Genomic DNA, 23,601 nt, shown 5'->3' on the forward strand with positions numbered 1-23,601 from the left:
CACCCATCGCAAAGGAGTGGCTCCCGTGAAAGCGGTTGTGATGGCGGGTGGGGAAGGGACGCGGCTGCGGCCCATGACGGCCAACCAGCCGAAGCCACTGCTGCCGGTGGTCAACAAACCGATCATGGAACACGTGCTGCGCCTGCTGAAGCGGCACGGCTTCACCGAGACCGTCGTGACGGTGCAGTTCCTCGCCGCGCTCGTGCGCAACTACTTCGGCGACGGCGAGGAGATCGGCATGAGCCTCAGCTACGCGACCGAGGAGATGCCGCTCGGCACCGCCGGCAGCGTCAAGAACGCCCAGGACGCCCTGCGCGACGAGCGCTTCCTGGTGATCTCCGGTGACGCGCTCACCGACATCGACCTGACCGACCTGGTGCGCTTCCACAAGGAGAACGGCGCGCTCGTCACCATCGCGCTCAAGCGGGTGCCCAACCCCCTGGAGTTCGGCATCATCATCATCGATGACGACGGCCGCGTGCAGCGGTTCCTGGAGAAGCCCACGTGGGGCCAGGTCTTCTCCGACACCGCCAACACCGGCATCTACGTCATGGAGCCGGAGGTCCTCGACCACGTCGCGGCGGGCGAGCCGGTCGACTGGTCCGGTGACGTGTTCCCCAAGCTCCTCGCCGAGGGCGCCCCGCTGTACGGCTACGTCGCCGACGGCTACTGGGAGGACGTCGGCACCCACGAGAGCTACCTCAAGGCCCAGGCCGACATGCTGTCGGGCAAGATCGACATCGAGCCCGACGGCTTCGAGGTCTCCCCGGGCGTGTGGGTCGCCGAGGGTGCGGAGGTCGACTCCGAGGCGGTGCTGAAGGGCCCGCTCTACATCGGCGACTACGCCAAGGTCGAGGCCGGCGCGGAGCTGCGGGAGTTCACCGTGCTCGGCAGCAACGTCGTGGTCAAGGAGGGCGCGTTCCTGCACCGCGCCGTCGTGCACGACAACGTCTTCATCGGGCCGTCCACGAACCTCCGCGGCTGCGTCGTCGGCAAGAACACCGACGTCATGGCCGGCGCCCGCATCGAGGAGGGCGCGGTCATCGGCGACGAGTGCGTGATCGAGTCCGAGGCGTACGTCTCCAGCGACGTCAAGGTGTACCCGTTCAAGACGATCGAGGCCGGAGCGGTCGTCAACACGAGCGTCATCTGGGAGTCCCGCGGCCAGCGCACCCTGTTCGGCCCGCGCGGCGTCTCCGGCCTGATCAACGTCGAGATCACCCCGGAGCTCGCGGTACGGCTCGCCAGCGCGTACGCCACGACCCTGAAGAAGGGCGCCGGCGTCACCGCCTCCCGCGACGCCTCGCGCGCCGCCCGCACGCTCAACCGGGCCGTGCAGAGCGCGCTCACCGCCAGCGCGATCAACGTACGGGACCTGGAGGCGTGCCCGATCCCGGTCGCGCGGTACGAGACGGCGCGCGAGGACTGCGCGGGCGGCATCGTGATCCGCACGACCCCCGGTGACTCGCAGGGCGTCGACATCGTCTTCCTCGACGAGCACGGCGCCGACCTGTCCCAGGCGGCCCAGCGGAAGCTGGAGCGGGTGTTCGGGCGGCAGGAGTACCGCCGGGCGTTCCCCGGCGAGATCGCCGAGCTGACCTATCCCTCCCGCGTCGTGGAGACCTACGTCCGCGACCTGCAGCGCTGCATCGACATGCGCGGCGTCCGCGAGGCCGAGCTCAAGATCGTCATCGACTGCGCGGGCGGCACCGCCTCGCTCGTCCTGCCGCAGCTCCTCGGCCGGCTCGGCGTGGAGGTCCTCACCGTCAACAACCGGCTCGACGAGGTGTCGCCCACCGAGACCCTGGCCGAGCGCATGCGCGACCTGCAGCGTCTCGGCGAGCTCGTGTCGTCCTCGCGCGCGGCGTTCGGCGTGCGGTTCGACCCGGTCGGCGAGCGCATCACCCTCGTCAACGAGAACGGCGAGCTGATCAGCGACGACCGCGGCCTCCTCGTCGTGCTCGACCTGGTCGCCTCCGAGCGGCGCGGCGGCCGCGTCGCCCTGCCGGTCACCACCACGCGCGTGGCCGAGCAGGTGTGCCGCTTCCACGGCGTGCAGGTCGAGTGGACCTCGACCTCGCAGGACGTGCTGACCAAGGCCGCCGCCGCGGAGGACAACATCTTCGCCGGCGACGGGCGCGGAGGGTTCATCATCCCGGAGTTCAGCCCGACGGTGGACGGCATCGCGGCGTTCATCCGGATGCTCGGGCTGGTCGCCCGCACGCGCCTGACCCTGTCCCAGATCGACCATCGGATCCCCGAGGCGCACCTGCTCAAGCGGTCCGTGCCCACCCCGTGGGCGGCCAAGGGCAGCGTGATGCGCCACGTCGTGGAGGCCGCCGGCGACCGCCGGGTCGACACCACCGACGGCGTACGCGTCATCGAGGACGACACGAGCTGGATCCTGGTACTGCCGGACCCCGCGGAGGCCGTCACCCACCTCTGGGCCGAGGGAGCCGACCGCGACACCGCCCAGGACCTCCTGCAGGACTGGGCGCGCGTGGTCGAGAGCGCCGGTAGTTGATCGGCGCGGAAGAGGCCGCGGGCGCGCCGGTCGACGGCACGCCCGCCCCGCGGAGGCGTTCCCGGGTCCGGCGGTGGCTGCGGCGCCTGGCGGCGGCCGTCGCGGCGCTCATCGTGGCGGCCACGGTCTTCTCGTTCATCTACAACGCGGCGACGGCCGGCCGCGCGCGCCCTCCGGCCGGGTTGACGTACGTGCGGACCGGCGACCTGATGACGCGGTACCGCGTGTGGGGGAGCGGCAGCTCGCCGATCGTGCTCGTGCACGGCGCCGCGGAGTCCGCCGACACCTGGGCGCGTCTCGCGCCGCTCCTCGCCCGCGACCACCGCGTGTACGCCATCGACCTGGACGGCGCCGGCTACACGACCCGCCGCGGACCGTACACGGTGGACCACCAGACGCGGCAGCTGCTGGCGTTCCTGGACGCGATGCGGCTCGACCGGCCGGTGCTCGTCGGCCACTCGGCCGGCGCCGCGATCGTGGCCGAGGCGGTGCTGCGCGCCCCCGCGCGTGCCGGCGGGCTGCTGCTCCTCGACGGCGACGCGCTGGCCGGCGGCGCCGGCCCTCCGGCCGTCCTCCGCCACCTGCTGATCCCGCCGTACCGGATCACGCTCCTGCGCATGGTCGTGCATTCCGACTGGCTGATCCGCGAGATCTACTCGTCCCAGTGCGGGCCGGCCTGCCCGCGCCTGGACGCCGCCGGGGTGGACGTGTGGCGCCGCCCGTACGAGGTCGCGGGGGCGGAGGCCGGGGTCTGGGGCATGCTGCGGAACGGCGTCGCGGGCCTGCCGGCTCGGCGGCTGGAGCTGCTGCGCGGGGTGAGCCTGCCCAAGGCGGTCGTGTACGGCGCGGACGACCACGTCTTCGCCAAGACGTCGGCGGCCGACACCGCCCGGCGGATCGGGGCCCCGCCGCCCACCCTCATCCCGGGCGCCCGTCACCTGACCATGATCTCCTCGCCGGGCGAGGTCGCCCGCGCGGTCGAGGGCCTCGCGGCCCGGCGCCGTCCCTGACACGGCCCTCTCAGCGGGCGCGTGCGCGGCGGAGCCGGCCGCTGACCAGGACCGGGCCCGCGTGCACGGTCACGCCGCCGAAGCCGCCCGCGGCCTCGGCCACCCAGTAGATGCCCTCGATGACGATCGCCGGGATCCGCCGCATCGCCGGCCTGAGCCCGCCGGTGGTGAACCCCGCGGTGACCGAGGTCGTCCCGGTGGGAAGCTGGCCCCAGGCGAGAGCCCAGGGCACGCCGCCGCGCGGGCTGCGCCAGGCCCCGCGCAGGACCGAGACCGACACGGGCGTGGCGACGCAGACGTCCGCCATCCGGGATCCCTCGTACACCTCCAGCGCCGCGCGGTCGGCGGCGCCCCGGCCCACCCGGACCGTCCAGCCGCTGATCGGCAGCCGCAGGAGCGGAACCTCCCCCGTGTGTCCCATCGATGACCCCCCACCGTCGGAGCGTGCCGGGATCCAGTCCACCGGTGGGTCCTGGGGAACACGTGCGAGCCCGCTCAGAGTTCCCTGGGAGTTCGCCCGCCGTCGCCCAGCGGGAACTCGGCGACGGCGCGCCAGGAGTTCGGCTCCGGTGACCCCACGATGAGGGAGACGAAGCCGACGGCGGCGCGGATCGGCAGGTGCGCCGTGACCGCGTCGGCCGCCCGCTCCAGCACCGGGCGGGGCGCGTCGTGCCCGATCGTCAGGTGCGGCGTCGAGTCAGGGTGCGCGCCACCGTACGGCGGCGTCTCGGGGAACCGCCCCCAGACGGCCGCGGTGAGCGCCCGGAACGGCTCGCCGGGCTCGGGCGCCAGCCAGACGACCGCGTCGCCGAACCAGCGGACGCTCCGCAGGGTCATCGCGAACCGGGGTACGGCGGCGACCGCGCCGGCGACACGGGCGAGCGCCTCGTCGTCGATCCGGCCGGGCGGCAGGAACGGGTAGAGCACCGTGACGTGCGCGGGCACACCCCACGAGGCGGCGGTGTCGAGTGACGCGCGGTGCGGGCCGACCGCCTCCTCGGCCTCGGGTACGGGCACGATCAGCGCACTCTGCGTCGGCGTCATGCCGGAAGTGTCCGGTCGACCGTGCGGAAACTCCACCGTATTTCCCCTGAAGCCGTCTGTAGCGCCCGCACGGTTCGGTGAGTGGTGCGGGCTTGCCACAATGGGGCGGTTGACGTCCTCCCCCGCCTGACGGCAGAGGATTCCAAGCCACTCATTCCTACGCGGAGGAGAGAGCAGGTTGAGGTTCGCGGTTCGCAACCCCGCCCAACGGCTGGAGGGCTCCCCGCTCGGGAGGTCGGCCGGGGTCGGTTGGTCGGGGCAGGAACGTCACGGCACGCCCTGCCGCGATGTTTTCGGCCGTGTTCACATCCGCGTTGTCGGTGTGCCCGCAGGCGCGACAGCGAAAAACCGCTCGGCTCTCACGGTTGTCCGCTGCGCAGCGCCCACAGGCGTTACAGGTCTGGGACGTGTAGACGGAAGCGACTTTCTCCACCCGGCCCGTGGCCTTGTCCTCCGAACGCCTCGCTTCCGTCAGCCGGCGGGACTGCTCGGCATGGCCTGGTGTGCTCGTCCGTCCCGGCCGCCGATGTTTCTGCTGCTCACAGGCGAGATTCCACACATATCGGGCGTGTGTGCAGTGCTCCAGCAAAACCTGCTCCTGGGCGGGTGTGGGCTGAAGCCGAAACCGCATGTGAACACGCTAACCACCGTCACCGACATTCCAAGGAGGGAGCGGCGTTCTCTCACCGGCCTGAAAGCCGAGAACTTCACGCCGCACATCCGATGAGCGAAGAGGGAGCGAGGAGGCGGTGGGACCGGCCGGACGCCTCCATGTCGTTGCTCGCCGACCTGCTGTCCGGCTCCGGCCTCGACCCCGGGTACGAGAAGGCCGCCGCGCGCCGGGCCGCCTCGGGCGGGACCGGCCGGACGGGCCGTGCCGGGCGGGCGTCGCGGCTGCTCGCGGCGACCCTGCTCCTCGGCCTGCTCGGCGCCGTCGCGGTCATCCAGGTGCGCCGGGGCGCGCCGGTCGCCGAACGCCAGCGGAACGCCCTGATCGCGCAGATCCGCCAACGTACCGACGAGACCGACTCCCTCCAGCGGCAGGCCGACTCCCTGCAACGGCAGACCGAGAGCCTCCGCCGCTCGGCGCTGGCCCGCAGCGACGCCGGTCAGAACGCCCACCAGTCGCTCGACCGTGCCGCCGGCGAGGCGGCGGCGGCGCCCGCCTCCGGCGCGGGGGCGGTCGTCACGGTGGACGACTCCCACACCACGCACGGCGCGACCGCCCAGCAGGACGGCCGCATCTACGACCAGGACCTGCAACGGCTCGTCAACGGGCTCTGGGCGGTCGGCGCGACGGCGGTCGCCGTCAACGGCCAGCGGATGACCGCCACGACCGCGATCCGCTCCGCCGGCGACGCCATCCTGGTCGACTACCGGCCGCTCTCGCCCCCGTACGTCGTGACCGCCCTCGGCGACGACGGCATCGGCAAGGACTTCGCCGGTTCCCCGGCGGGCCGCGCCTTCCGTACCCTCGAGGCCACGTTCGGCATCCGCTTCGACATCCGCCAGGAGGACGACGTGCGGCTCCCCGCGGCGCCCGCCCCGCAACTCCGCTACGCCCAGCCGGAGGAGACCCCCAAGTGATCGCCCTCATCGGCCTCGCCGCCGGAGTCGTGCTCGGCTTCGTCTTCCACCCCGGGGTGCCGCTGTGGCTTCAGCCGTACCTGCCGATCGCCATCGTGGCCGCGCTCGACGCCATGTTCGGCGGCCTGCGGGCCCGGCTCGACGGCGTCTTCGACGACAAGGTGTTCGTCGTGTCGTTCCTCAGCAACACGATCATCGCGGCGCTCATCGTGTTCTTCGGCGACCAGCTCGGCGTGGGCTCGCAGCTGTCCACGGGCGTCGTGGTCGTCCTCGGCATCCGCATCTTCTCCAACGTCGCCGCGATCCGGCGCAAGCTCTTCCAGGCATGAGCGAACAGAGCGAGCGGACCGGCGCGCCCGAGGCCTCCTCCGCCGAAGGAGAGCCGGTGGGCGAGGGAAGCGGCGAGCGTGGTGCGCCCGAGGTCTCTTCCGGTGAGGGAGGGCCGGTGGGCGAGGGGAGCGGCGAGCGCGGCGCGCCGGAGTCCCCTACCGGCGGAGGGGAGAACCCGGGCGCGGCCGGGAGGAAGGGGCTGCTGCGCCCGCGCCTCAACCGTGGACAGCTGATCGTCGCCGTGCTGTGCGCGGTGCTCGGCTTCGCCGTCGCCGCCCAGGTGCGCTCCAACGACAAGGACACCAAGTTCGCCACCGCGCGTCAGGACGAGCTGGTCGGCATCCTCGGCGACCTGTCGCAGCGTTCGGACCGGCTGCGTTCCGACATCCGCGACCTGGACGCCACCAAGTCCGGACTCGAACACGACGCCCAGGGGCAGGCCGCGCTCGAGGACGCCCGGCGCCGCGCCACGACGTACGGCATCCTCGCCGGCACGCTGCCCGCCACCGGCCCCGGCATCGAGCTGACCATCAACGACCCGCAGGGCCGGGTGCGCGCCGCCTCCCTTCTCGACACGCTGGAGGAGCTGCGCGACGCGGGTGCCGAGGTCGTCCAGGTCGGGGACGTACGCGTGGGCGTGAGCACCTACTTCACCGATCCGTCCGGAGGCGGCGGTGTGATGGCCGACGGGCACCTGCTCACGCCGCCGTACCGGTTCCTCGCCATCGGCGATCCGCACACACTCGCCACGGCGATGAACATCCCCGGAGGCGTCCTGCGGACCCTGCACAACAGCGGAGCCGACGGCGTCGTCGCACAGCGTGAGAAAATCACCGTTCAGGCGGTAAGATCGCCGTAGGCGGTGTGGTTATCCACTACTTTCGGTAGCGAGAGGTACGCCTGGTTCTTCCCCCGGCGCGGCGGCGTGGACCGGCGATCAGTGCCGACGGTAGCTTGAGGGCAGACGACGCCTGTCGTGGTTGACCCCTCGGGCGTTGCCGCGTAAGTTGCGGCAACCGTCGTCGTTGCGGGGTGAGGACGAAACGGGCGTCATCGCCGACGGCGCTCGGAGGGGGATGACGTGCTGGGGACCGAGCAGACCCGCGGTGCCGAGCGCTCGTCCTCCGCGCCGTACGGTGCCACTGGCACACCCGAGGCCATAGGTAGGAGGCCGAGCCGATAAATGCCGAGCGTCTACTGCACGCAGTGTGGTCACGCCAATCCGGATGATGCACGCTTCTGCTCGCAGTGCGGCACCCCGCTGACGCGGAGCGGGCCGCCGCCGGTGATGGGCGAGCCGAACGACCCGACGTCGACGATATCGCTGGGCGCCGTCGACGCCGAGGTGGGCGACGTCGGCGACGAGGTCCCCGCCGACCAGTCCGGCGTCGAGGCCCTGCCGCCGAACACCGCGCTGCTGGTCGTCAAGCGGGGGCCGAACGCCGGGAGCCGCTTCCTCCTCGACAGCGACAGCACCAGCGCGGGCCGCCACCCCGACAGCGACATCTTCCTCGACGACGTGACGGTGTCCCGCCGGCACGCCGAGTTCTACCGCCGCGGCGCCCAGTTCTCCGTACGCGACGTGGGCAGCCTCAACGGCACCTACGTCAACCGCGAGCGGATCGACGAGGCGGGCCTGTCCGGCGGTGACGAGGTCCAGATCGGCAAGTTCCGGCTGGTGTTCCTCACCAACCCGCACCACGCCGGCGACGTGCGGCCTCCAGGAGGGCTGTGAGGGCGTTGGAGGCCTGGTCGCCCGGGGCGCATGAGGTCCGCGCCGCCGGGTCCGTCGACCTTCGCCCGCCGTGGGTGCGCGCATGAGCGGGTCGGCCGCACGCGCGTCCATGACGATCGGAGAGGTGCTGGGACTCCTGTCGGCGGAGTTCCCCGACATCACCGTCTCGAAGATCCGTTTTCTCGAGTCGGAGGGGTTGATCGAACCCGAACGCAGCCCGTCCGGCTACCGCAAGTTCGCCCCGGCGGACGCCGAACGGCTGCGGTTCATCCTGGCCGCGCAGCGTGACCACTACCTGCCGCTGCGGGTCATCAAGGAGCACCTCGACGCGGTCGACCGCGGACAGAACCCACCGCCGCTGGGCGGACGCCGCCGCACGCCTCGCGGACTCGTCGCCACCGACAGTGTCCACGAGGACACCGGCGACGTACGGCTGACGCGCCGGCAGCTTCTCGACGCCGCCGGGATCGATCCGGAGGTGCTCGGCGAGCTGGAGGAGTTCGGGCTCGTCAGCCGGGTCGGCGGCCAGTACGACGGCGACGCGCTGACGATCGCGCGCGCCGCCGCGGCGCTGCGCCCCTTCGGCTTCGAGCCGCGTCACCTGCGGGCCGTCAAGGCCGCGGCGGACCGCGAGGTCGGCCTGATCGAGGCGGCCGTCGCGCCGACCATGCGCCAGCGCAGCCCGGGCGCCCACGCACGCGCCGCCGAGACCGCGAAGGAGATCGCGTCGCTGTCGCTGAAGCTGCACGCGGCCCTCGTCTCCGCCGGACTGCGGGCCACCCTCGAACCCTGACCCCTTCCCGGCCCAGCCGCCTGCCGTGCGCCGGGCGCGTCCCTCGGCGAGTTCACCGTCGCGGAGCCCTCGCATGAGTCCGCCGCCTCTCGTCGACCGCCGCGGACAGAGGGAGGCGTCTCGTGACTGTCAGGAGTCTGGTCGCAACGCTTGGTAGCGGCACGCCCGGAGTCCCTGCGGCGAGAGGAAGATCATGATGCTGCTCGCCGGCCGCTTTCGGGGCCCGTGCGGTGCCCCGACCAGGCCCGTACGCCCGGTGAACCGGGCGGATCCGGCCCTCTGCGGCGCCCCGGCACGGCCCGGCCCGGGTGTACGTTGGGCTAAAGGGTTTCGGGTAAGCCGTCTCAGCAGGGAGCCGCAGTGAAGCAGATGGAGGTCGTCGGCGTACGGGTCGAGATGCCCTCCAACCAGCCCATCGTGCTGCTGAAGGAGACGGATGGGGACCGTTACCTGCCCATCTGGATCGGGGCGGTGGAGGCCACCGCGATCGCCTTCGCCCAGCAGGGTGTGCTGCCCGCGCGTCCGCTCACTCATGATCTGTTCCGTGACGTCCTGGACGCCTTCGAGGTCCAGCTCCGCACCGTGAACATCACCGCCCTGCGGGAGGGCATCTTCTTCGCCGACCTGATCTTCTCCAACGGAGTCGAGGTCAGCGCCCGCCCCTCGGACTCGATCGCCCTGGCACTGCGCACCGGCGCGTCGATCTTCGCCAGCGAGGACGTGCTGGAGGAGGCCGGCGTCGCGATCCCGGACGAGCAGGAGGACGAGGTCGAGAAGTTCAGGGAGTTCCTCGACACGATCTCGCCCGAGGACTTCGGCCGCGCCACCTGACCCGGCCGCACGCCGCTGACCCGTCGTCGGCCCCCGTTCGCCGATGACCGGTGAGGGCGCGCCGCACGGGCCGACCGTCGGCGCCGTGGACGCGATACCGTCACGGGCACAGACTTCAGGCCGCCCCGGCCGCTGACGCATGGCCTTAGCCCCGCTGACGCATGGACCCAGCCCGGCCCCTAGAGGTGACCGGCCCCCTGGAGGTGGCCGGGTCGCGTGGAGGTGTCCCGGTCCCGTGGAACGTCCGCCCTCCCTGGGGGTTCCATCCCACTCTCATTGTCCAGGGCCAGGGCCCGCCGGGGAAGGCGTTCCGGTGGCTGTGGATGACTCGGGGCGCGGCGTACGTGGTCCTCCGCGTGCGCTGGGAGGCTCGCGGCGGCGACCGTCCGTCTGACCTGGGGTGCATTCGGGTCTTGGACGGGGAAAGCGCCGAGGCCGGAAGGTTTCCTCCATGCGAGCCGGGGGCATAGCCTCGTCACCAAGGCCGGTGGTACGTGGGCAGATGCCCCAAAGACAGCGACTGCGGTGATTTGGAGACGTCGTAACGGTTTGCAGTCGCCTGCGACGCGCCGAGGGCGGACGTTGACCCTCGTCTGGCCGCGACCTACCGTGCTGCTTGAACACCTGCGGTGTAATTCCGTCAAACCCCCTTGGTGGATCACTGCGGGATGATAGAGCCGGAGGTCCGCGTGGCGGCAAGCAGCGGCGAGGGCAAGGCGGCCCGCGACAGGCGTGATGCCTCTCAACGCGCCGGAGAGCAGGGACTCCTGTTCGGTGGTGCGGTGTCGCCCCTTCCCGACGACGTCGGATACCGCGGGCCGACCGCGTGTGCCGCCGCAGGCATCACCTATCGCCAGCTCGACTACTGGGCGCGCACGGAGCTCGTGCAGCCGAGCGTACGGTCCGCGCACGGGTCCGGCTCGCAGCGTCTCTACAGCTTTCGCGACATCCTGGTGCTCAAGGTCGTCAAACGGCTGCTCGACACGGGAGTGTCACTGCAGCAGATACGTACGGCCGTCGAGCACCTGCGGAACCGCGGCGTGGAGGACCTCGCGCAGATCACGTTGATGAGCGACGGCGTGAGCGTCTACGAGTGCACGTCGCCCGACGAGGTCGTCGATCTCCTCCAGGGCGGCCAGGGCGTCTTCGGCATCGCGCTCGGACGGGTCTGGCAGGAGGTGGAGGCCGGTCTGGCCGAGCTCCCCGCCGAACGCGCCCACAGCGAACACGACGCGCCGGGCGACGAACTGGCTCACCGCCGTCGCGCCCGCCGCACGGGCTGACCCCCCTCGGCTTACCTCCTGAGCGCCGTGACGCCGTACGAACCGGCTCGCGATCGCCGTGCCCGCCGCACGGGCCGACCCGCCCTCGGCTCATCTCCTGAGCGCCGTGACGCCGTACGAACCGGCTCGCGATCCGTACGGGCCGACCCGCCTCCCGCTCGTCTCCTGAGCGCCGTACGACCGGCTCACGGTCGCCGTGCCCGCCACACTCGGCCTGCCTCCTGAGCGCCCCGTCGCCACACGAACCGGCTCGCCGCACGGGCTGACCCGCCGGAGCCACGAACCGCACGGCGCAGGGCGGGCCCCGCCGTACGCGCGGCGGTCTCCGTTTCCGGGCGCCTCAGATCGCCTCGGAACGCTGGAGATGGGTGAAGGCGGCCCAGCCGGGCAGGACCGGCAGCCAGAAGGTCAGCAGCCGGAACATCAGCACCGCCGACGTCGCCGTACCCGCGGGCAGGCCGGCCAGCGTCAGGCCCAGCGACAGAGCGCCCTCCACGGCCCCCAGGCCGCCCGGTGTCGGCGCCGCAGAGCCCAGCGCGTTGCCCGTCAGGAACACCACGGCGACCGTCGTGAAGCCCATCGACCCGCCGAACGCGCGGATCGAGGCGTCCAGGCAGACCACGAACGCCACGGTGAGCAGCAGCGTGCCGCCGATGCCCGTGGCGATCTTCTTCGGGGACTGCAGGACGTCCAGGAGCCGTGGCACGACCCCGGCGAACAGCGAGCGCGTCCGGGACGTGACGAGGCGGCGCAGCGGCCCGATCGAGAAGACGACGACGGCCAGGACGGCCGCCGCGAGCAGCGCGATGATGATCGTCCGCGAGGGCGGGAGCGAGGGTCCGGTGCCGCCGCTGCCCGTGACGTACCCGAACAGCAGGATCAGCAGCACGTGGCAGCCCATCCCGGTGAGCTGCGAGGCGCCGACGCTGGCCGCCGCCTGCCCCGCCGGGACGCCGGATTTCTGCAGGTAGCGCGTGTTCACCGCGATGCCGCCGACCGCCGCGGGCGCCACCAGCTTCACGAACGAGGCGGCGAGCTGGACCAGCACCGTACGCCACAGCCGCAGCCGCTCCGGCACGAAGCCGAGCAGCATGAACGCCGCCGCGAGATAGCTGAGCGCCGACGCCGCGAGCCCGACGCCGAACCAGCGCCAGTCCGCGTTCGAGACCAGGCCCGAGACGTCGACGTTGCCGAGCTGGGACAGCAGGATGTACGCGCCGACCATCCCGGCGATCACGCTGATCAGGGTGCGGGGGCTGAACCGGTCGAGCTGCGCGGGCTCGGCGGCGATCTCCGGGCGCAGGACGCGGATCTGTTCCCGCAGCGCGCTGAGCGACCGCTTGTCCCGGCGCAGGGCGGTCCGGGTGCTCCGGGCGAGCACGACCTTCTGCAGCAGCGGAACCGCGGCGGCGAGGGCCTCGGGGCCGAGCACGGCCGCCGCCGTACGGACCGCGCGCTCCGGGCCGACGCGCAGGGCCACGTCGGTGAGCAGCTGGGCCAGGTCGATCCGCAGGGCCAGGTCACCGGCGGCCGTCTCGCCGGTGCGCAGGTCGGTGAGGTGGGGGCGGCCGTCCGCGGCGATGAGGACGCTCGCGGCGACCAGCCGGCGGTGGGCGAGCCGGTGCCGCTGGAGCAGGGCGAGCAGCCGCCAGACGTCGGCGAGCAGCGCGTCGGTCAGCTCCTCCTCGGGCAGCTCGTCGAGCGTGCGCCCGGGCACGCGCTCGTACGCCAGCAGCGCCGCCTCGCTGCCCACCTCCGAGGTGGCCAGCAGCCGCGGTGTGGCCGCGCCCGCCGCCGCCGTGGCGTACGCCATCAGCGACTCCTGCTCCAGCGACCGGCGCAGCGAACGGATCGTACGGCGCGGGGTGCCGCCGCGCAGCCGCGCGCGCCGCCACACCCGGTAGAGCAGCCCGGCGGTCTGCTGGTCGCGGTCGAGCACGGTCACGTCGACGCTGCGGCCGTCGGCGAGCGTGGCGCCGTAGCTGCGGAAGTCGTCATGATCGCCGGAGGTCCGCGCGGCGCGGACCGGCTCCAGGCCGACCCGCCGCAGCGCCGTCATCACCGCGCGGCCCGGCGGCCGCGTGTTGGGCGAACCGGCCGCGTACAGCGTGCCGTACCCGACGGCGCGCCCGATGACGTACGTCGTGACGAGCGCGAGCGGCGTGATCGCCCCGGCGGTGAGCGAGGCGATCGCGTCCAGGAAGACGACCGCCCAGGTCACGACCTGCCAGCGCGTACGGCCGGACAGCCGTACGGCGGTGACGTAGGCGATGACCGGGGTGATGTCGATGTGCGCCGGGCCGGGGAACCAGCCGCCGTGCCGCTTCCACGTGAGGTACCACGCGAGGTCGCGCATGCCGGCGGCGGTCACCCAGGAGTCCACCGCCAGCGACACGCCGAGGGCCAGGACCGCGGCGAGCACGCCGATCGCGATGCGCAGGCCGTCGCGGTGGATGACGCGTTCGACGCCGAAGGCGACCGGGACGGCGAGCACGACGATGCCGGAGGCGAGCCCGGCGAGGGTGAGGAGCAGGTGCGGCGCCTGCTCGGTGCCGTGCGTGATGTCGGAGGACAGGCCGGTGGTCGTCTGGCGGGCCACGTGGGCGAGCCCGAGGATCAGCGCGATGACGCCGACGGACACCAGGAACCGGAAGGCGTCGGCGGGCCGGCGGATGCGCGCCGGCAGCGAGGGCTCCTCGACCAGGGGATCGGCCGTGGTGCCGCCCGGGACTTCGCCGCGTGGCCGCGTCAGCATGTCACCGTCGTGCGGCCGGTCGGGGGATTCATTAGCGGGCACGAGGTGAATCTTCCCAGGCCGGCAGCTCGGTTATCTGCGGGATGTCCTCAGTGCCGCCTTCCGGGGTACGGAAGGGTGCCCTCGCGAGAGGCACCAGGGGAGCCTCAGATGCCGAGCCGGGCGGAGATGCCGTCGAGTACGCAGGTGAGGCCGAACTCGAACTGCCAGTCGGCGTCGTCCTCATTGGATCCCTCGACGATGTAACGGCTCAGCACCGGGTAGCGGCCCGACTCCAGCATCCACCGGACCCACGGCAGGTACGCCAGCCGTACGTCGTCCTCGGACTCCCAGCCCTTACGCCGCAGGACCTCCCGCTGCGCCACCTCGGAGAAGACCGCGCCGCGCGCGAAGGCGCTCACCGCGCCGAACACCGCCATCATCGTGTCGACGTCGATATCGAGGCCGTCGACCGAGGTCAGGGCCTGCTCGGTGAGCGCGACGCTGTTGGGGGACAGGGCCATGGGGACACGGGTGAACGCCTGGATCGTCCATGGGTGGCGCAGGCTGACCGCGCGGAACTGGCGGGCGTACGCGTCGGCGACCTCGCGCCAGCCTCCCTCGGGCAGGGCGATCTCGGCCATCACCGCGTCGAGCATCAGCTCGTAGATCTCGTCCTTGCCGGTGACGTAGCGGTACAGGCTCATGGTGGCGACGCCCAGGCGTTCGGCGAGGTGCCGCATGGACACGGCGCCCAGCCCCTCGGCGTCGGCGATCTCGACCGCGGCAGCGGCGATCTGCTGATGCGTCAGCGCGGGCCGCGGGCCGCGCCCGGGACCCTCGAGGCGCTCCCAGAGCGTCGGCTTCTGCCGGCCTTGCGCCCGCTGCCTCTCGAACTCCTCGGCCACCTTGCGGAGCCGCTCGTCCCGCCCGTCGTCCCCGGGGTTCACCGCGTCAGTCATCCCGCCCTCACCCGACCAAACCTATCAGGGCTTGTACAACGTACGCAGAGCGCGTACGTTGTACACACGAAGCGTACGGGGTACACAGTACGAGGGGAAGCGATGAGATGACGAGCTCGGAGTCGGCCATCTGGGCCGAGGGGCTGCGCAAGCGGTTCGGCCGGACGGAGGCCGTGCGCGGGGTCGACCTGGAGGTGCCCGAGGGCAGCGTCCTCGGCCTGCTCGGCCCCAACGGCGCCGGCAAGACCACGACCGTGCGGATCCTGTCGACGCTCACGCTGCCCGACGCCGGGCGGGCGCGGGTCGCGGGGTACGACGTGGTCCGCGAGGCCGACCAGGTGCGCCACCGCATCGGCCTGGCGGGCCAGCACGCCTCGATGGACGAGAAGCTGAGCGGGCGCGACAACCTGCGGCTCTTCGGGCGCCTGTACCGCCTGCCGGCCAAGACCGCCCGGCGGCGCGCGGACGAGCTGCTCGAGCGCTTCGGCCTCGCCGAGGCCGGCGACCGCCTGGTCAAGACCTACTCCGGCGGCATGCGCCGCCGGATCGACCTGATCTCCAGCCTGATCACCGCTCCGCCGGTGCTCTTCCTGGACGAGCCCACGACCGGCCTGGACCCGCGCAGCCGGGGCGAGATCTGGGACACGATCCGCGAGCTGGTCGCCGACGGCGTGACCGTGCTGCTGACCACGCAGTACCTCGACGAGGCCGACCGGCTCGCCGACCGGATCGCGGTGGTCGACCGGGGCCAGGTGATCGCCTCGGGCACGCCCGACGAGCTGAAGGGTGAGATCGGCAGCCGCATCGACGTGGTCGTGTCCGACGTGGCCGCGTTCGCCGACGCCACCGCCGTGCTCTCCCGCATCGGCGAGCCGGACACCGACCCGGAGTCCCGCCGGGTGAGCGTCCCCGTCCCCGCCGGCTCCCTCACCCTGCCCGCCGTCGTGCTCGAGCTGGACCGCGCCGGCGTCGGGGTCGAGGACGTCACGCTGAGGCGCCCCACCCTCGATGAGGTGTTCCTGCGCCTCACCGGCGGGACCGAGGACCCCGAAGACGCCCGAGAGACCGAAGAGACCGAAGAGAAGGTGAGCGCCTGATGGTCCTCCACGCCCCCGCCGCGCCCACCGGCCGCCTCGGCCGGCTCCGCTGGACCCTCACCGACGGCCTCACGCTGGTGTGGCGCAATCTGCTCCAGCTCAGGTCCCAGCCCGGGGAGCTCGTCGGCGCTCTGGTCTTCCCGGCCGTGATGGTCGTGCTGTTCGGCTACGTCTTCGGCAGCGCGATCAAGGTCCCCGGCGGCGGTGACTACCGGGAGTACCTCATGCCCGGCCTGTTCGCCATGACCACGATGACCAGCTTCATGGCCACGATGGTCGGGGTGGCCACCGACTCCTCCAAGGGGGTCATGGACCGGTTCCGCTCGATGCCGATGGCCCGGTCGGCGGTGCCGTTCGGCCAGGTGGGCGGCGACATCATCGTCGGCCTCGCCGGCATGGTCATCATGGTCGGCTGCGGGCTGGCCGTCGGCTGGCGGATCCACGAGGGGCTGCCGCGGGCCCTCGCGGCGTTCGGCCTGCTCATCCTCCTGCGGTACGCCCTCTCGTGGGCCGGGGTGCTCTGCGGCCTGCTGGTGAAGAACGAGGAGACCGCCGACCAGATGGTCCCCCTGATCTTCCCGGTCTCGATGCTGTCGAACTCCTTCGTGCCGACCGCGGGCATGCCGGCCTGGCTGCGAGTGATCGCCGACTGGAACCCGGTGAGCGCGATGGTCGCCGCCTGCCGCGGCCTCTTCGGCAACCCGGGCGTCGTCACGGCGCACGCCGCCCTGCCGCTGCGGCATCCGGTCGCGGCGACGCTGGTCTGGTGCGGCGTGCTGCTGGCGATCTTCGTCCCGCTGACCGTCCGTCGCTTCCGTACGCTGAACCGCTGACCTTTAGAGCCGGGCTCTTACGGTCGGTACGCCCCGCGCTTAACGTCGTGGCGATAAGCCTCCGGTAGGGTGGAGATCGCCGTCGAACCCGTGCGGGAGAGACCCCGGTGCAGCCAGCACAGGGGCGCCGAAGGAGCAAACCTCCCCGGAACCTCTCAGGCAAAAGGACCGTGCGGGCGAGGCACCTCTGGAAAGCGGGACCGGAGGCCGCGTTGCCGGCCGCCGATCCTCACCGAAGGTGCAAGCCGCGCCCGTCGCGGCGAAGCTCTCAGGTTCAGGTGACAGAGGGGGAGACCGGCCACCGGCCGTGCCCGGTGGTGTTCGCGCCCCGACCCGCCTGGAGGCTTCCCATGATCGAGGTTCCGTTCGCCGCCCGCCACATCGGACCCTCACCGGCCGAACGCGCCGCGATGGCCGAGGCCGCCGGGTACGACGGCGTCGCCGCGCTCGTCGACGCGGCCGTGCCCGCCCGGATCCGCACCGGCCGCCCGCTCGACCTGCCGCCCGCCCTGAGCGAGGTGGAGGCGCTGGCGCGGCTGCGCGAGCTGGCCGCGCGCAACCAGGTCCTCACCTCGATGATCGGCCTCGGCTACCACGGCACGATCACCCCGGGCGTGATCCTGCGCAACGTCCTGGAGAACCCCGGCTGGTACACCGCCTACACGCCGTACCAGCCGGAGATCTCCCAGGGCCGGCTCGAGGCGCTGCTGAACTTCCAGACCATGGTGAGCGACCTGACCGGGCTGCCGGTGGCGAACGCCTCGCTGCTGGACGAGGGCACCGCCGCCGCGGAGGCGATGACGCTGGCGCACCGCGTCGCGCCGCGGGGGAGCGGCGACGCCTTCCTCGTCGACACCGACGTGCTGCCGCAGACCGTCGAGGTGATCCGCACCCGCGCGGTGCCGCTGGGCATCGAGGTCGTCGTCGCCGACACGTCCGAGGGGCTGCCGGAGGGCGACTTCTTCGGCGTGCTGCTGCAGTATCCGGGGGCGAGCGGCGCCGTACGCGACCTGTCCGGCCTCACCGAGGCGGCGCACGGGCGCGGCGCCCAGGTCGTGGTCGCCGCCGACCTGCTCGCCCTGACGCTGCTCCGGCCGCCGGGGGAGTTCGGCGCCGACATCGCGGTGGGCACCACGCAGCGCTTCGGCGTGCCGTACGGCTTCGGCGGCCCGCACGCCGGCTACATGTCGGTGCGCGATGGCATCCAGCGCCAGCTCCCCGGGCGGCTCGTCGGGGTCTCGCTCGACGCCGACGGCGGGCAGGCGTACCGGCTCGCGCTGCAGACGCGAGAGCAGCACATCCGCCGAGAGAAGGCCACCAGCAACATCTGCACCGCCCAGGTGCTGCTCGCCGTGATGGCGAGCATGTACGCGGTCTACCACGGTCCCGAGGGCCTGAAGGGCATCGCCGAGCGGGTGCACGGCCACGCGGCGCGCCTCGCCGCCGGCCTGGGCCGGCAGGGCGTCGAGGTCGTGCACGACCGCTTCTTCGACACGGTGCTGGCCCGGGTCCCCGGCCGGGCCGATGAGGTCGTACGCCGGGCGCTCGACCTCGGGATCAACCTGCGCCGGGTGGACGCCGACCAGGTCGGTGTCGCCTGTGACGAGACGACCACGGGCGATCACGTCACGCGGGTCCTGCGGGCGTTCGGCGGCGCGGAGGACGAGGCCGCCGACGCGGCCGGGGACGAGTTCCCGCCGGCTCTGCGGCGGGAGAGCGAGTTCCTGACCCACCCGGTGTTCCACGCGCACCGGTCGGAAACGGCGATGCTGCGCTACCTGCGCCGCCTGCAGGACAAGGACATCGCGCTGGACCGCTCGATGATCCCGCTCGGTTCCTGCACGATGAAGCTGAACGCCACGACCGAGATGGAGCCGATCACCTGGCCGGAGTTCGCGCAGATCCACCCGTTCGCCCCGCTGGAGCAGGCGCAGGGGTACGTCGAGATGATCGGCGAGCTCGAGTCGTGGCTGGCCGAGATCACCGGGTACGCCAAGGTGTCGGTGCAGCCCAACGCCGGCTCGCAGGGGGAGCTGGCCGGCCTGCTCGCCGTGCACGGCTACCACGCCTCACGCGGTGAGAGCCACCGGAACGTCTGCCTGATCCCCTCCTCGGCGCACGGCACGAACGCCGCCAGCGCGGTGATGGCCGGGATGCGGGTGGTCGTGGTGAAGAGCACCGAGAGCGGTGACATCGACCTCGACGACCTGCACGCCAAGATCGACAAGCACCGCGACTCCCTCGCCGCGATCATGGTGACGTACCCCTCGACGCACGGCATCTACGAGGAGACGATCACCGAGGTCTGCGAGAGCGTGCACGCGGCGGGCGGCCAGGTCTACGTCGACGGCGCCAACCTCAACGCCCTCGTCGGGCTGGCACGCCTGGGGGAGTTCGGCGCCGACGTGTCGCACCTGAACCTCCACAAGACCTTCTGCATCCCGCACGGCGGCGGCGGGCCGGGCGTCGGCCCGGTGGGCGTGCGCGAGCACCTCGTGCCGTTCCTGCCGAACCACCCGCTGCGGTCCGAGGCCGGTCCGGAGACCGGCAGCGGCCCGATCTCGGCGGCCCCGTGGGGCTCGGCGGGCATCCTGCCGATCTCGTGGGCCTACATCGCGATGATGGGCGCCGACGGGCTGCGCGAGGCGACCGAGGCGGCGGTGCTGGCCGCCAACTACGTCGCCAAGCGGCTCGACGGCCACTACCCGGTGCTCTTCACCGGCCGGGGCGGCCTCGTCGCCCACGAGTGCATCATCGACATCCGGAAGATCACCAAGGAGACCAAGGTCACCGCCGAGGACGTCGCCAAGCGGCTCATCGACTACGGCATCCACGCCCCCACCCTCGCCTTCCCGGTGGCCGGCACGCTGATGATCGAGCCGACCGAGAGCGAGGACCGCGCCGAGCTCGACCGCTTCTGCGACGCGATGATCGAGATCCGGCGGGAGGTCGAGCGGGTCGCCGCCGGCGACTACGACGCCGACGACAACCCGCTCAAGAACGCCCCGCACACCGCGGCGGCGCTGCTGACCACCGACTGGAAGCACTCCTACACCCGCGAGGAGGCGGCCTACCCGCTCCCGTCGCTGCGGGAGAACAAGTACTGGCCGCCGGTGCGCCGCATCGACCAGGCCTACGGCGACCGCAACCTCGTCTGCGCCTGCCCGCCGCCGGAGGCCTTCGAGTCCTGATCCCGTACGGGCGTCCGGGCCGGCCGCGGTCCGGACGCCCCTGTGCGGCGTCAGCGGCGCCGCGACTCGTACGCGATCGAGACGATGAACACGAAGCCGCCGACGCCGGAGACCACGCCCCACGCGCCGGGGTCGGCGCCGCGGGCGAGCTGGACGAAGAGCATGATCACCGAGAGGACCATCAGGGCGTACAGGGTGGTCGCGGCCGCCCTCGTCGTGATCAGGGCACGGCGTTCGTCCGGGCCGTCCTCGCGGAGCAGGGCGACCGCCTCGCTGCGCCGCGAGAAGATCACCAGCACGAGCGCGTACGCGAGCATCACACCCGCGCCGATCACGGCCGCGATCGGACGGTGGTGGGCCAGGAAGACGGCGGCGTAGCCGGCGCCGGCCACGACACACAGGCCTGGCACCAGCCAGCGCCGTGTGCGGGCGGCCTCATGACCTCTCATCGTCGACATGGAAGACCTCCTCGACGGTCCTGCCGAAATAGCGGGCCATGCGGATCGCGAGCGGGAGGGAAGGGTCGTACCGGCCCTGCTCGATCGCGTTGATCGTCTGACGGGACACGCCGAGGGCCTGCCCGAGCGCCTGCTGCGACAGGCCCTTCGCGGCCCGTAGCTCGCGCACGTCGTTCCGCATGCTGTAAAGCTCCTTTGACGTTCGCCATGGAAAGTATGCTTTACACGGTCGAGATGTCAAGGACGCTTTCCATTGGCCCGAGCCGGACATCACGGTCACGCTGCGGGACGGGGCGGCCCGAATCCCGTTAGGCTCATCCCACACGCCGCCTACCCCCAAGGGCACGGAGATGAGTGCGAGCGACGCCTGCGAGGCGCCGATGAGGACGTCCGGTGACGGGTTCCCCCGTGGCCGCGGGAGCACGTCATGACGACCCCGCCGGAGGAGACGGCCGCGCAGCCGTCGACCCGGCTCGACGAGGCGCGCGCGCACGCCGAGGGCGGCCGGCTCGACGACGCCGCCACGCTGTTCCGCCAGGTGCTGGAGACCGGCGGCACCACCGAGCGCGCGCAGGCGGCCCTCGGGCTCGCCGTGGTGCTCGAGAGCGGCGGTGACCTCGACGGCGCCCGCGAGGCCGACCGGGTCGCGATCGGCACCAAGGACCCGGAGTACGGCGCGCGCGCCGCGTACCACCTGGCGCTGTCGTGGGAGCGCTCCGGCGACCGCGACCGGGCGCGCGAGGCCTGGCGCACCGTGGTCGACTTCGCCAACCCCGCCTACCTGCCGCCCGCCTGCCTGGCGCTCGCGCAGATCGCCGACGAGGAGGGCGACGCCGCGCAGGCCTGCGAGTGGTGGGAGCGTGCCATCGCCACCCGCGACCCGCGCTACGCCCCGGCCGCCGCGCACGACCTCGCACTGCGGCTGCTCGACTGGGGCGAGCCCGCGCGCGCCCAGCGCGCCCTCGACGGGGCGATGGAGGTCCTCGACCGCAAGCGCGACCGGCAGGCGCACGCGCGCCTCGCGGTGAGTCTCGGCATCGCCCACCTGGAGCAGGCGATCGCCGCGTTCGGCAGCGTCACCCCGACCGAGGACTCCGACCCCGAGGTCGTGCCGCTGGCGATCGAGCTGCTGGCCCGCACGCTTCCGCTGCGAGGCCGCGACGAGGCGGCCCAGGAGGTGTGGCGCCGCGGGCTGGACGACCCGGCGCTGGGCGAGCACGTACGCGCCCGGCTGCGGCGCACGTTCGCCACCGACGGCGGCGAGCACCTGTGGTGGGAGGACGACATCGAGGCCGCGCTGCGGGCCGGCGCCCTCCCGCTGCTGACCGGCGAGGCGTTCGGCGCGCTCGACCACATGTACGCCATCGCCGCCATGCGCCACGGCGAAGGCCCCGAGGGGCTGCCCGCCGAGATCTACGACCTGCTCGGCCAGCTCGTCCGGGTGCCGGAGGACTACGCCTGGGGCGAGGCGCTGAAGGAGAGCTTCGCCGAACGCCTGCGGCAGGTCATGGGCCCGGACACGCCGATACCACCCCCGAGGTGGCCCGGCGACGAGTGAGCCGATGAGCGCGAAGGTCGCTCGTCGGCTCGCCGCTCGTGTCGGATGGTCGCACTCGCTACGCGGACGGCTCGTCCCTCACCTGCCGCTTCATTACTGTCAGTCGGCGATGTCCCTCACTGCCACGACCTTCTCGATGCGTACGCGGACGAGGTATTCGCCCGGTACGCCGTTGCGCGCGCCGTACTCCTCGGCGTGCTCGGCGCCCATGTAGCGGCCGCCGAGGCGGGTCGCCCACCGGCGGACCTCGTCCACGTCCGTGGAGAGCGTCGCGCGTCCCCACAGCGACACGAACGAGAACGGCGGCGTGTCGTCGTCCACGCACACGCAGATCCGCGGGTCGCGCCGCAGCGCGCGCCCCTTCATGCTCGACTCCGCGGTGTTGAACACCAGGTCGTCCCCGTCGAGCAGGAACCAGATGGGCGTCACGTGGGGTGTTCCGTCGGCGCCTGTCACCGCGGCCTTCCCGGTATGGGTGCCGCTCGAGACGAACTCCCGCCACTCGGCCGTGCTCATCGTCTTCGCCATGATCAGATCATCGCCCGTCGCGGCCCGGGACACACCGGCGAGGGGGCGTCGGTGCCGGTGGAGTACGGTGCGTGCCATGAAGCCGACGTGGGAGGTGGCGACGCCGGCGGGGCCGGCCGAGGTCACGCTGGACGAGGTGGTGGACCCGGCGTTCCTGCTGGTGCTGACCCACGGGTCGAACGGCGGGCTGGACGCGCCGGACCTGCGGGCGGTTCGCGCCGAGGCGCTGCGGCTGGGCGGTGCGGTGGCCGGGATCCTGCAGCCGTTCCGCGTGGCGGGAAGGCGTGCGCCCGGGTCGCCGGCCCGCCAGGACGAGGCCTGGCTGACGGTCATCGAGACGCTGCGGGAGCGGTACGGCGACGTGCCGCTGATTCAGTGCGGGCGGAGCAACGGCGCCCGCGTGGCGTGCCGTACGGCGCTGAAGGCCGGGGCGCGCGGGGTGATCGCGCTGGCGTTCCCGCTGCACCCGCCGTCGAACCCGGCGAGGTCGCGCGCAGGGGAGCTGCGCGACGCGGGGGTGGAGGTCGTGGTCGTCAACGGTGACCGTGATCCGTTCGGTGTGCCGGATCCGGCCGACGCCACGGAAGTGCGTGTCATGCCGGGTGAACGGCACGATCTTTCCCGGACCCCGTCGGCGGTCGGCGAGGTCGCGGCCGAATGGCTCGGCCGGTGGAGCGGTCGAAGCTGAATCCCCCGAGGATGATCACTCGAAAGAACTAGTCCCCCGTGTGAGGAACGCGTCAGGCCGCCGACGGAGCAGGAAGATCCGTCGGGCGGTGTGGAGCGATGATCTCCCCGTCGGGAAGCAGCTCACCGGTGTCCTCGAACAGCACGATGCCGTTGCACAGCAGGCTCCACCCCTGCTCGGGGTGGCACGTGACGGTGCGGGCGGCCTCGCGGTCGCGCGCCGTCGCTTTGGGACAAGGCGGCTGGTGTTGGCACATGGTTCGTGCCTCCGGTCTTCAACTACTGGGGTGGTCTGTCTGGGTGTCTCTACGCAGTGAGACGTTGTCAAGTGTGCTGTGGTTCACCTTCATGGCGACATAGCACGGCCGGGCGGTTTTCCAGTTGGCCTGATCGCCTCCCAGTACTCACCGGTGACA

23 protein-coding genes and 2 riboswitches are annotated in these 23,601 nt (G+C 72.3%); of the genes, 14 read left to right on the forward strand and 9 right to left on the reverse strand.

Annotated features, from left to right (window positions below):
- Positions 1-25: 25 nt before the first annotated feature.
- Positions 26-2,524 (forward strand): mannose-1-phosphate guanyltransferase, encoded by a 2,499-nt coding sequence (locus tag ABEA10_RS26155; RefSeq protein WP_329235737.1) that lies wholly within the window; start codon positions 26-28, stop codon positions 2,522-2,524.
- Positions 2,521-3,534, forward strand: coding sequence for an alpha/beta fold hydrolase (locus ABEA10_RS26160; RefSeq protein ID WP_345468521.1), 1,014 nt, complete (start codon positions 2,521-2,523; stop codon positions 3,532-3,534). Before ABEA10_RS26155 ends, ABEA10_RS26160 begins: the two co-directional genes overlap by 4 nt.
- A 10-nt stretch (positions 3,535-3,544) precedes the next feature.
- Here ABEA10_RS26160 and ABEA10_RS26165 read toward each other — a convergent pair whose 3' ends face one another.
- The 3 genes from ABEA10_RS26165 to ABEA10_RS26175 form a co-directional block, all read right to left on the reverse strand.
- Positions 3,545-3,955, reverse strand: a complete 411-nt coding sequence (locus tag ABEA10_RS26165) for a hypothetical protein (protein ID WP_345468524.1) — start codon at positions 3,953-3,955, stop codon at positions 3,545-3,547.
- A 74-nt stretch (positions 3,956-4,029) separates the two neighbouring features.
- Complete coding sequence (locus ABEA10_RS26170) at positions 4,030-4,578, reverse strand: 2'-5' RNA ligase family protein (RefSeq protein WP_345468527.1); 549 nt, start codon at positions 4,576-4,578, stop codon at positions 4,030-4,032.
- A gap of 157 nt (positions 4,579-4,735) precedes the next feature.
- On the reverse strand, positions 4,736-5,209 hold the full coding sequence (locus ABEA10_RS26175) for a zinc ribbon domain-containing protein (RefSeq protein ID WP_345468529.1): 474 nt from the start codon (positions 5,207-5,209) through the stop codon (positions 4,736-4,738).
- A 92-nt stretch (positions 5,210-5,301) separates the two neighbouring features.
- On the opposite strand from ABEA10_RS26175, the gene ABEA10_RS26180 reads away from it, so the two are divergent.
- From ABEA10_RS26180 to ABEA10_RS26210, 7 genes are all read left to right on the forward strand, one after another.
- On the forward strand, positions 5,302-6,165 hold the full coding sequence (locus ABEA10_RS26180) for a DUF881 domain-containing protein (RefSeq protein WP_345468531.1): 864 nt from the start codon (positions 5,302-5,304) through the stop codon (positions 6,163-6,165).
- Positions 6,162-6,494, forward strand: a complete 333-nt coding sequence (locus ABEA10_RS26185) for a small basic family protein (protein WP_285576105.1) — start codon at positions 6,162-6,164, stop codon at positions 6,492-6,494. The genes ABEA10_RS26180 and ABEA10_RS26185 overlap by 4 nt, the downstream gene beginning before the upstream one ends.
- Positions 6,491-7,354, forward strand: coding sequence for a DUF881 domain-containing protein (locus ABEA10_RS26190; protein ID WP_345468534.1), 864 nt, complete (start codon positions 6,491-6,493; stop codon positions 7,352-7,354). Before ABEA10_RS26185 ends, ABEA10_RS26190 begins: the two co-directional genes overlap by 4 nt.
- A gap of 324 nt (positions 7,355-7,678) precedes the next feature.
- Positions 7,679-8,230 (forward strand): FHA domain-containing protein, encoded by a 552-nt coding sequence (locus ABEA10_RS26195; protein ID WP_345468535.1) that lies wholly within the window; start codon positions 7,679-7,681, stop codon positions 8,228-8,230.
- A gap of 82 nt (positions 8,231-8,312) precedes the next feature.
- The gene (gene ftsR, locus ABEA10_RS26200) at positions 8,313-9,023 is read left to right on the forward strand and encodes a transcriptional regulator FtsR (RefSeq protein WP_345468537.1); all 711 of its coding nucleotides are present in this window, start codon (positions 8,313-8,315) and stop codon (positions 9,021-9,023) included.
- Between the two features lie 360 nt (positions 9,024-9,383).
- Positions 9,384-9,854 carry a bifunctional nuclease family protein gene (locus tag ABEA10_RS26205; RefSeq protein WP_329235718.1) on the forward strand — a complete coding sequence of 157 codons (471 nt, stop codon included), beginning with the start codon at positions 9,384-9,386 and terminating at the stop codon, positions 9,852-9,854.
- Between the two features lie 689 nt (positions 9,855-10,543).
- Positions 10,544-11,137: a MerR family transcriptional regulator gene (locus ABEA10_RS26210; protein WP_345468539.1), complete on the forward strand. Its 594-nt coding sequence runs from the start codon at positions 10,544-10,546 to the stop codon at positions 11,135-11,137.
- Positions 11,138-11,477: 340 nt separating this feature from the next.
- On the opposite strand, the gene ABEA10_RS26215 is transcribed toward ABEA10_RS26210, so the two are convergent.
- A complete protein-coding gene (locus tag ABEA10_RS26215) occupies positions 11,478-13,934 on the reverse strand; it encodes a lysylphosphatidylglycerol synthase domain-containing protein (protein ID WP_345468540.1) in 2,457 nt (818 codons plus the stop codon).
- Positions 13,935-14,038: 104 nt separating this feature from the next.
- Positions 14,039-14,833 (reverse strand): TetR/AcrR family transcriptional regulator, encoded by a 795-nt coding sequence (locus ABEA10_RS26220; protein ID WP_345468541.1) that lies wholly within the window; start codon positions 14,831-14,833, stop codon positions 14,039-14,041.
- A gap of 107 nt (positions 14,834-14,940) precedes the next feature.
- On the opposite strand from ABEA10_RS26220, the gene ABEA10_RS26225 reads away from it, so the two are divergent.
- The 3 genes from ABEA10_RS26225 to gcvP all read left to right on the forward strand — a co-directional run bounded on the left by ABEA10_RS26225 (position 14,941) and on the right by gcvP (position 19,954).
- The gene (locus tag ABEA10_RS26225; protein ID WP_345468542.1) at positions 14,941-15,930 is read left to right on the forward strand and encodes an ATP-binding cassette domain-containing protein; all 990 of its coding nucleotides are present in this window, start codon (positions 14,941-14,943) and stop codon (positions 15,928-15,930) included.
- Positions 15,930-16,763: an ABC transporter permease gene (locus ABEA10_RS26230; protein ID WP_345468543.1), complete on the forward strand. Its 834-nt coding sequence runs from the start codon at positions 15,930-15,932 to the stop codon at positions 16,761-16,763. Before ABEA10_RS26225 ends, ABEA10_RS26230 begins: the two co-directional genes overlap by 1 nt.
- Before the next feature lie 83 nt (positions 16,764-16,846).
- A riboswitch (glycine riboswitch) is annotated at positions 16,847-16,944 on the forward strand.
- Positions 16,945-17,058: riboswitch (glycine riboswitch) on the forward strand. It abuts the riboswitch before it with no gap.
- Positions 17,059-17,113: 55 nt separating this feature from the next.
- A complete protein-coding gene (gene gcvP, locus ABEA10_RS26235; RefSeq protein WP_345468544.1) occupies positions 17,114-19,954 on the forward strand; it encodes an aminomethyl-transferring glycine dehydrogenase in 2,841 nt (946 codons plus the stop codon).
- A gap of 50 nt (positions 19,955-20,004) precedes the next feature.
- Here the strand turns inward: gcvP and ABEA10_RS26240 are convergent, their stop codons facing one another.
- Positions 20,005-20,412: a hypothetical protein gene (locus ABEA10_RS26240; protein ID WP_345468546.1), complete on the reverse strand. Its 408-nt coding sequence runs from the start codon at positions 20,410-20,412 to the stop codon at positions 20,005-20,007.
- Complete coding sequence (locus ABEA10_RS26245) at positions 20,390-20,593, reverse strand: helix-turn-helix transcriptional regulator (RefSeq protein ID WP_329235699.1); 204 nt, start codon at positions 20,591-20,593, stop codon at positions 20,390-20,392. The genes ABEA10_RS26240 and ABEA10_RS26245 overlap by 23 nt, the downstream gene beginning before the upstream one ends.
- Positions 20,594-20,839: 246 nt before the next feature.
- Between ABEA10_RS26245 and ABEA10_RS26250 the strand changes: the two genes are divergently transcribed.
- A complete protein-coding gene (locus tag ABEA10_RS26250; protein WP_345468547.1) occupies positions 20,840-21,970 on the forward strand; it encodes a tetratricopeptide repeat protein in 1,131 nt (376 codons plus the stop codon).
- Positions 21,971-22,069: 99 nt separating this feature from the next.
- Here the strand turns inward: ABEA10_RS26250 and ABEA10_RS26255 are convergent, their stop codons facing one another.
- On the reverse strand, positions 22,070-22,498 hold the full coding sequence (locus ABEA10_RS26255; RefSeq protein WP_345468549.1) for a PPOX class F420-dependent oxidoreductase: 429 nt from the start codon (positions 22,496-22,498) through the stop codon (positions 22,070-22,072).
- A 76-nt stretch (positions 22,499-22,574) separates the two neighbouring features.
- Between ABEA10_RS26255 and ABEA10_RS26260 the strand changes: the two genes are divergently transcribed.
- Positions 22,575-23,186 carry an alpha/beta hydrolase family protein gene (locus tag ABEA10_RS26260; RefSeq protein ID WP_345468551.1) on the forward strand — a complete coding sequence of 204 codons (612 nt, stop codon included), beginning with the start codon at positions 22,575-22,577 and terminating at the stop codon, positions 23,184-23,186.
- 52 nt (positions 23,187-23,238) lie between these two features.
- On the opposite strand, the gene ABEA10_RS26265 is transcribed toward ABEA10_RS26260, so the two are convergent.
- Positions 23,239-23,442, reverse strand: a complete 204-nt coding sequence (locus tag ABEA10_RS26265; RefSeq protein ID WP_345468552.1) for a DUF5999 family protein — start codon at positions 23,440-23,442, stop codon at positions 23,239-23,241.
- Positions 23,443-23,601 lie beyond the last annotated feature (159 nt).

The sequence above is a fragment of the Actinoallomurus oryzae genome (assembly GCF_039541955.1).
Taxonomy (GTDB): domain Bacteria; phylum Actinomycetota; class Actinomycetes; order Streptosporangiales; family Streptosporangiaceae; genus Actinoallomurus; species Actinoallomurus oryzae.

Excerpts from the sequence above, each read along its gene's own strand:
- ABEA10_RS26260 (WP_345468551.1), top strand. The coding sequence starts at position 22,575 with ATGAAGCCGACGTGGGAGGTGGCGACGCCGGCGGGGCCGGCCGAGGTC.
- ABEA10_RS26245 (WP_329235699.1), bottom strand. The coding sequence starts at position 20,593 with ATGCGGAACGACGTGCGCGAGCTACGGGCCGCGAAGGGCCTGTCGCAG.
- ABEA10_RS26225 (WP_345468542.1), top strand. The coding sequence starts at position 14,941 with ATGACGAGCTCGGAGTCGGCCATCTGGGCCGAGGGGCTGCGCAAGCGG.
- ABEA10_RS26250 (WP_345468547.1), top strand. The coding sequence starts at position 20,840 with ATGACGACCCCGCCGGAGGAGACGGCCGCGCAGCCGTCGACCCGGCTC.
- ABEA10_RS26195 (WP_345468535.1), top strand. The coding sequence starts at position 7,679 with ATGCCGAGCGTCTACTGCACGCAGTGTGGTCACGCCAATCCGGATGAT.
- ABEA10_RS26255 (WP_345468549.1), bottom strand. The coding sequence starts at position 22,498 with ATGGCGAAGACGATGAGCACGGCCGAGTGGCGGGAGTTCGTCTCGAGC.
- ftsR (WP_345468537.1), top strand. The coding sequence starts at position 8,313 with ATGAGCGGGTCGGCCGCACGCGCGTCCATGACGATCGGAGAGGTGCTG.
- ABEA10_RS26180 (WP_345468531.1), top strand. The coding sequence starts at position 5,302 with ATGAGCGAAGAGGGAGCGAGGAGGCGGTGGGACCGGCCGGACGCCTCC.
- ABEA10_RS26230 (WP_345468543.1), top strand. The coding sequence starts at position 15,930 with ATGGTCCTCCACGCCCCCGCCGCGCCCACCGGCCGCCTCGGCCGGCTC.
- gcvP (WP_345468544.1), top strand. The coding sequence starts at position 17,114 with ATGATCGAGGTTCCGTTCGCCGCCCGCCACATCGGACCCTCACCGGCC.
- ABEA10_RS26170 (WP_345468527.1), bottom strand. The coding sequence starts at position 4,578 with ATGACGCCGACGCAGAGTGCGCTGATCGTGCCCGTACCCGAGGCCGAG.
- ABEA10_RS26265 (WP_345468552.1), bottom strand. The coding sequence starts at position 23,442 with ATGTGCCAACACCAGCCGCCTTGTCCCAAAGCGACGGCGCGCGACCGC.
- ABEA10_RS26165 (WP_345468524.1), bottom strand. The coding sequence starts at position 3,955 with ATGGGACACACGGGGGAGGTTCCGCTCCTGCGGCTGCCGATCAGCGGC.
- ABEA10_RS26190 (WP_345468534.1), top strand. The coding sequence starts at position 6,491 with ATGAGCGAACAGAGCGAGCGGACCGGCGCGCCCGAGGCCTCCTCCGCC.
- ABEA10_RS26220 (WP_345468541.1), bottom strand. The coding sequence starts at position 14,833 with ATGACTGACGCGGTGAACCCCGGGGACGACGGGCGGGACGAGCGGCTC.
- ABEA10_RS26240 (WP_345468546.1), bottom strand. The coding sequence starts at position 20,412 with ATGTCGACGATGAGAGGTCATGAGGCCGCCCGCACACGGCGCTGGCTG.
- ABEA10_RS26175 (WP_345468529.1), bottom strand. The coding sequence starts at position 5,209 with ATGCGGTTTCGGCTTCAGCCCACACCCGCCCAGGAGCAGGTTTTGCTG.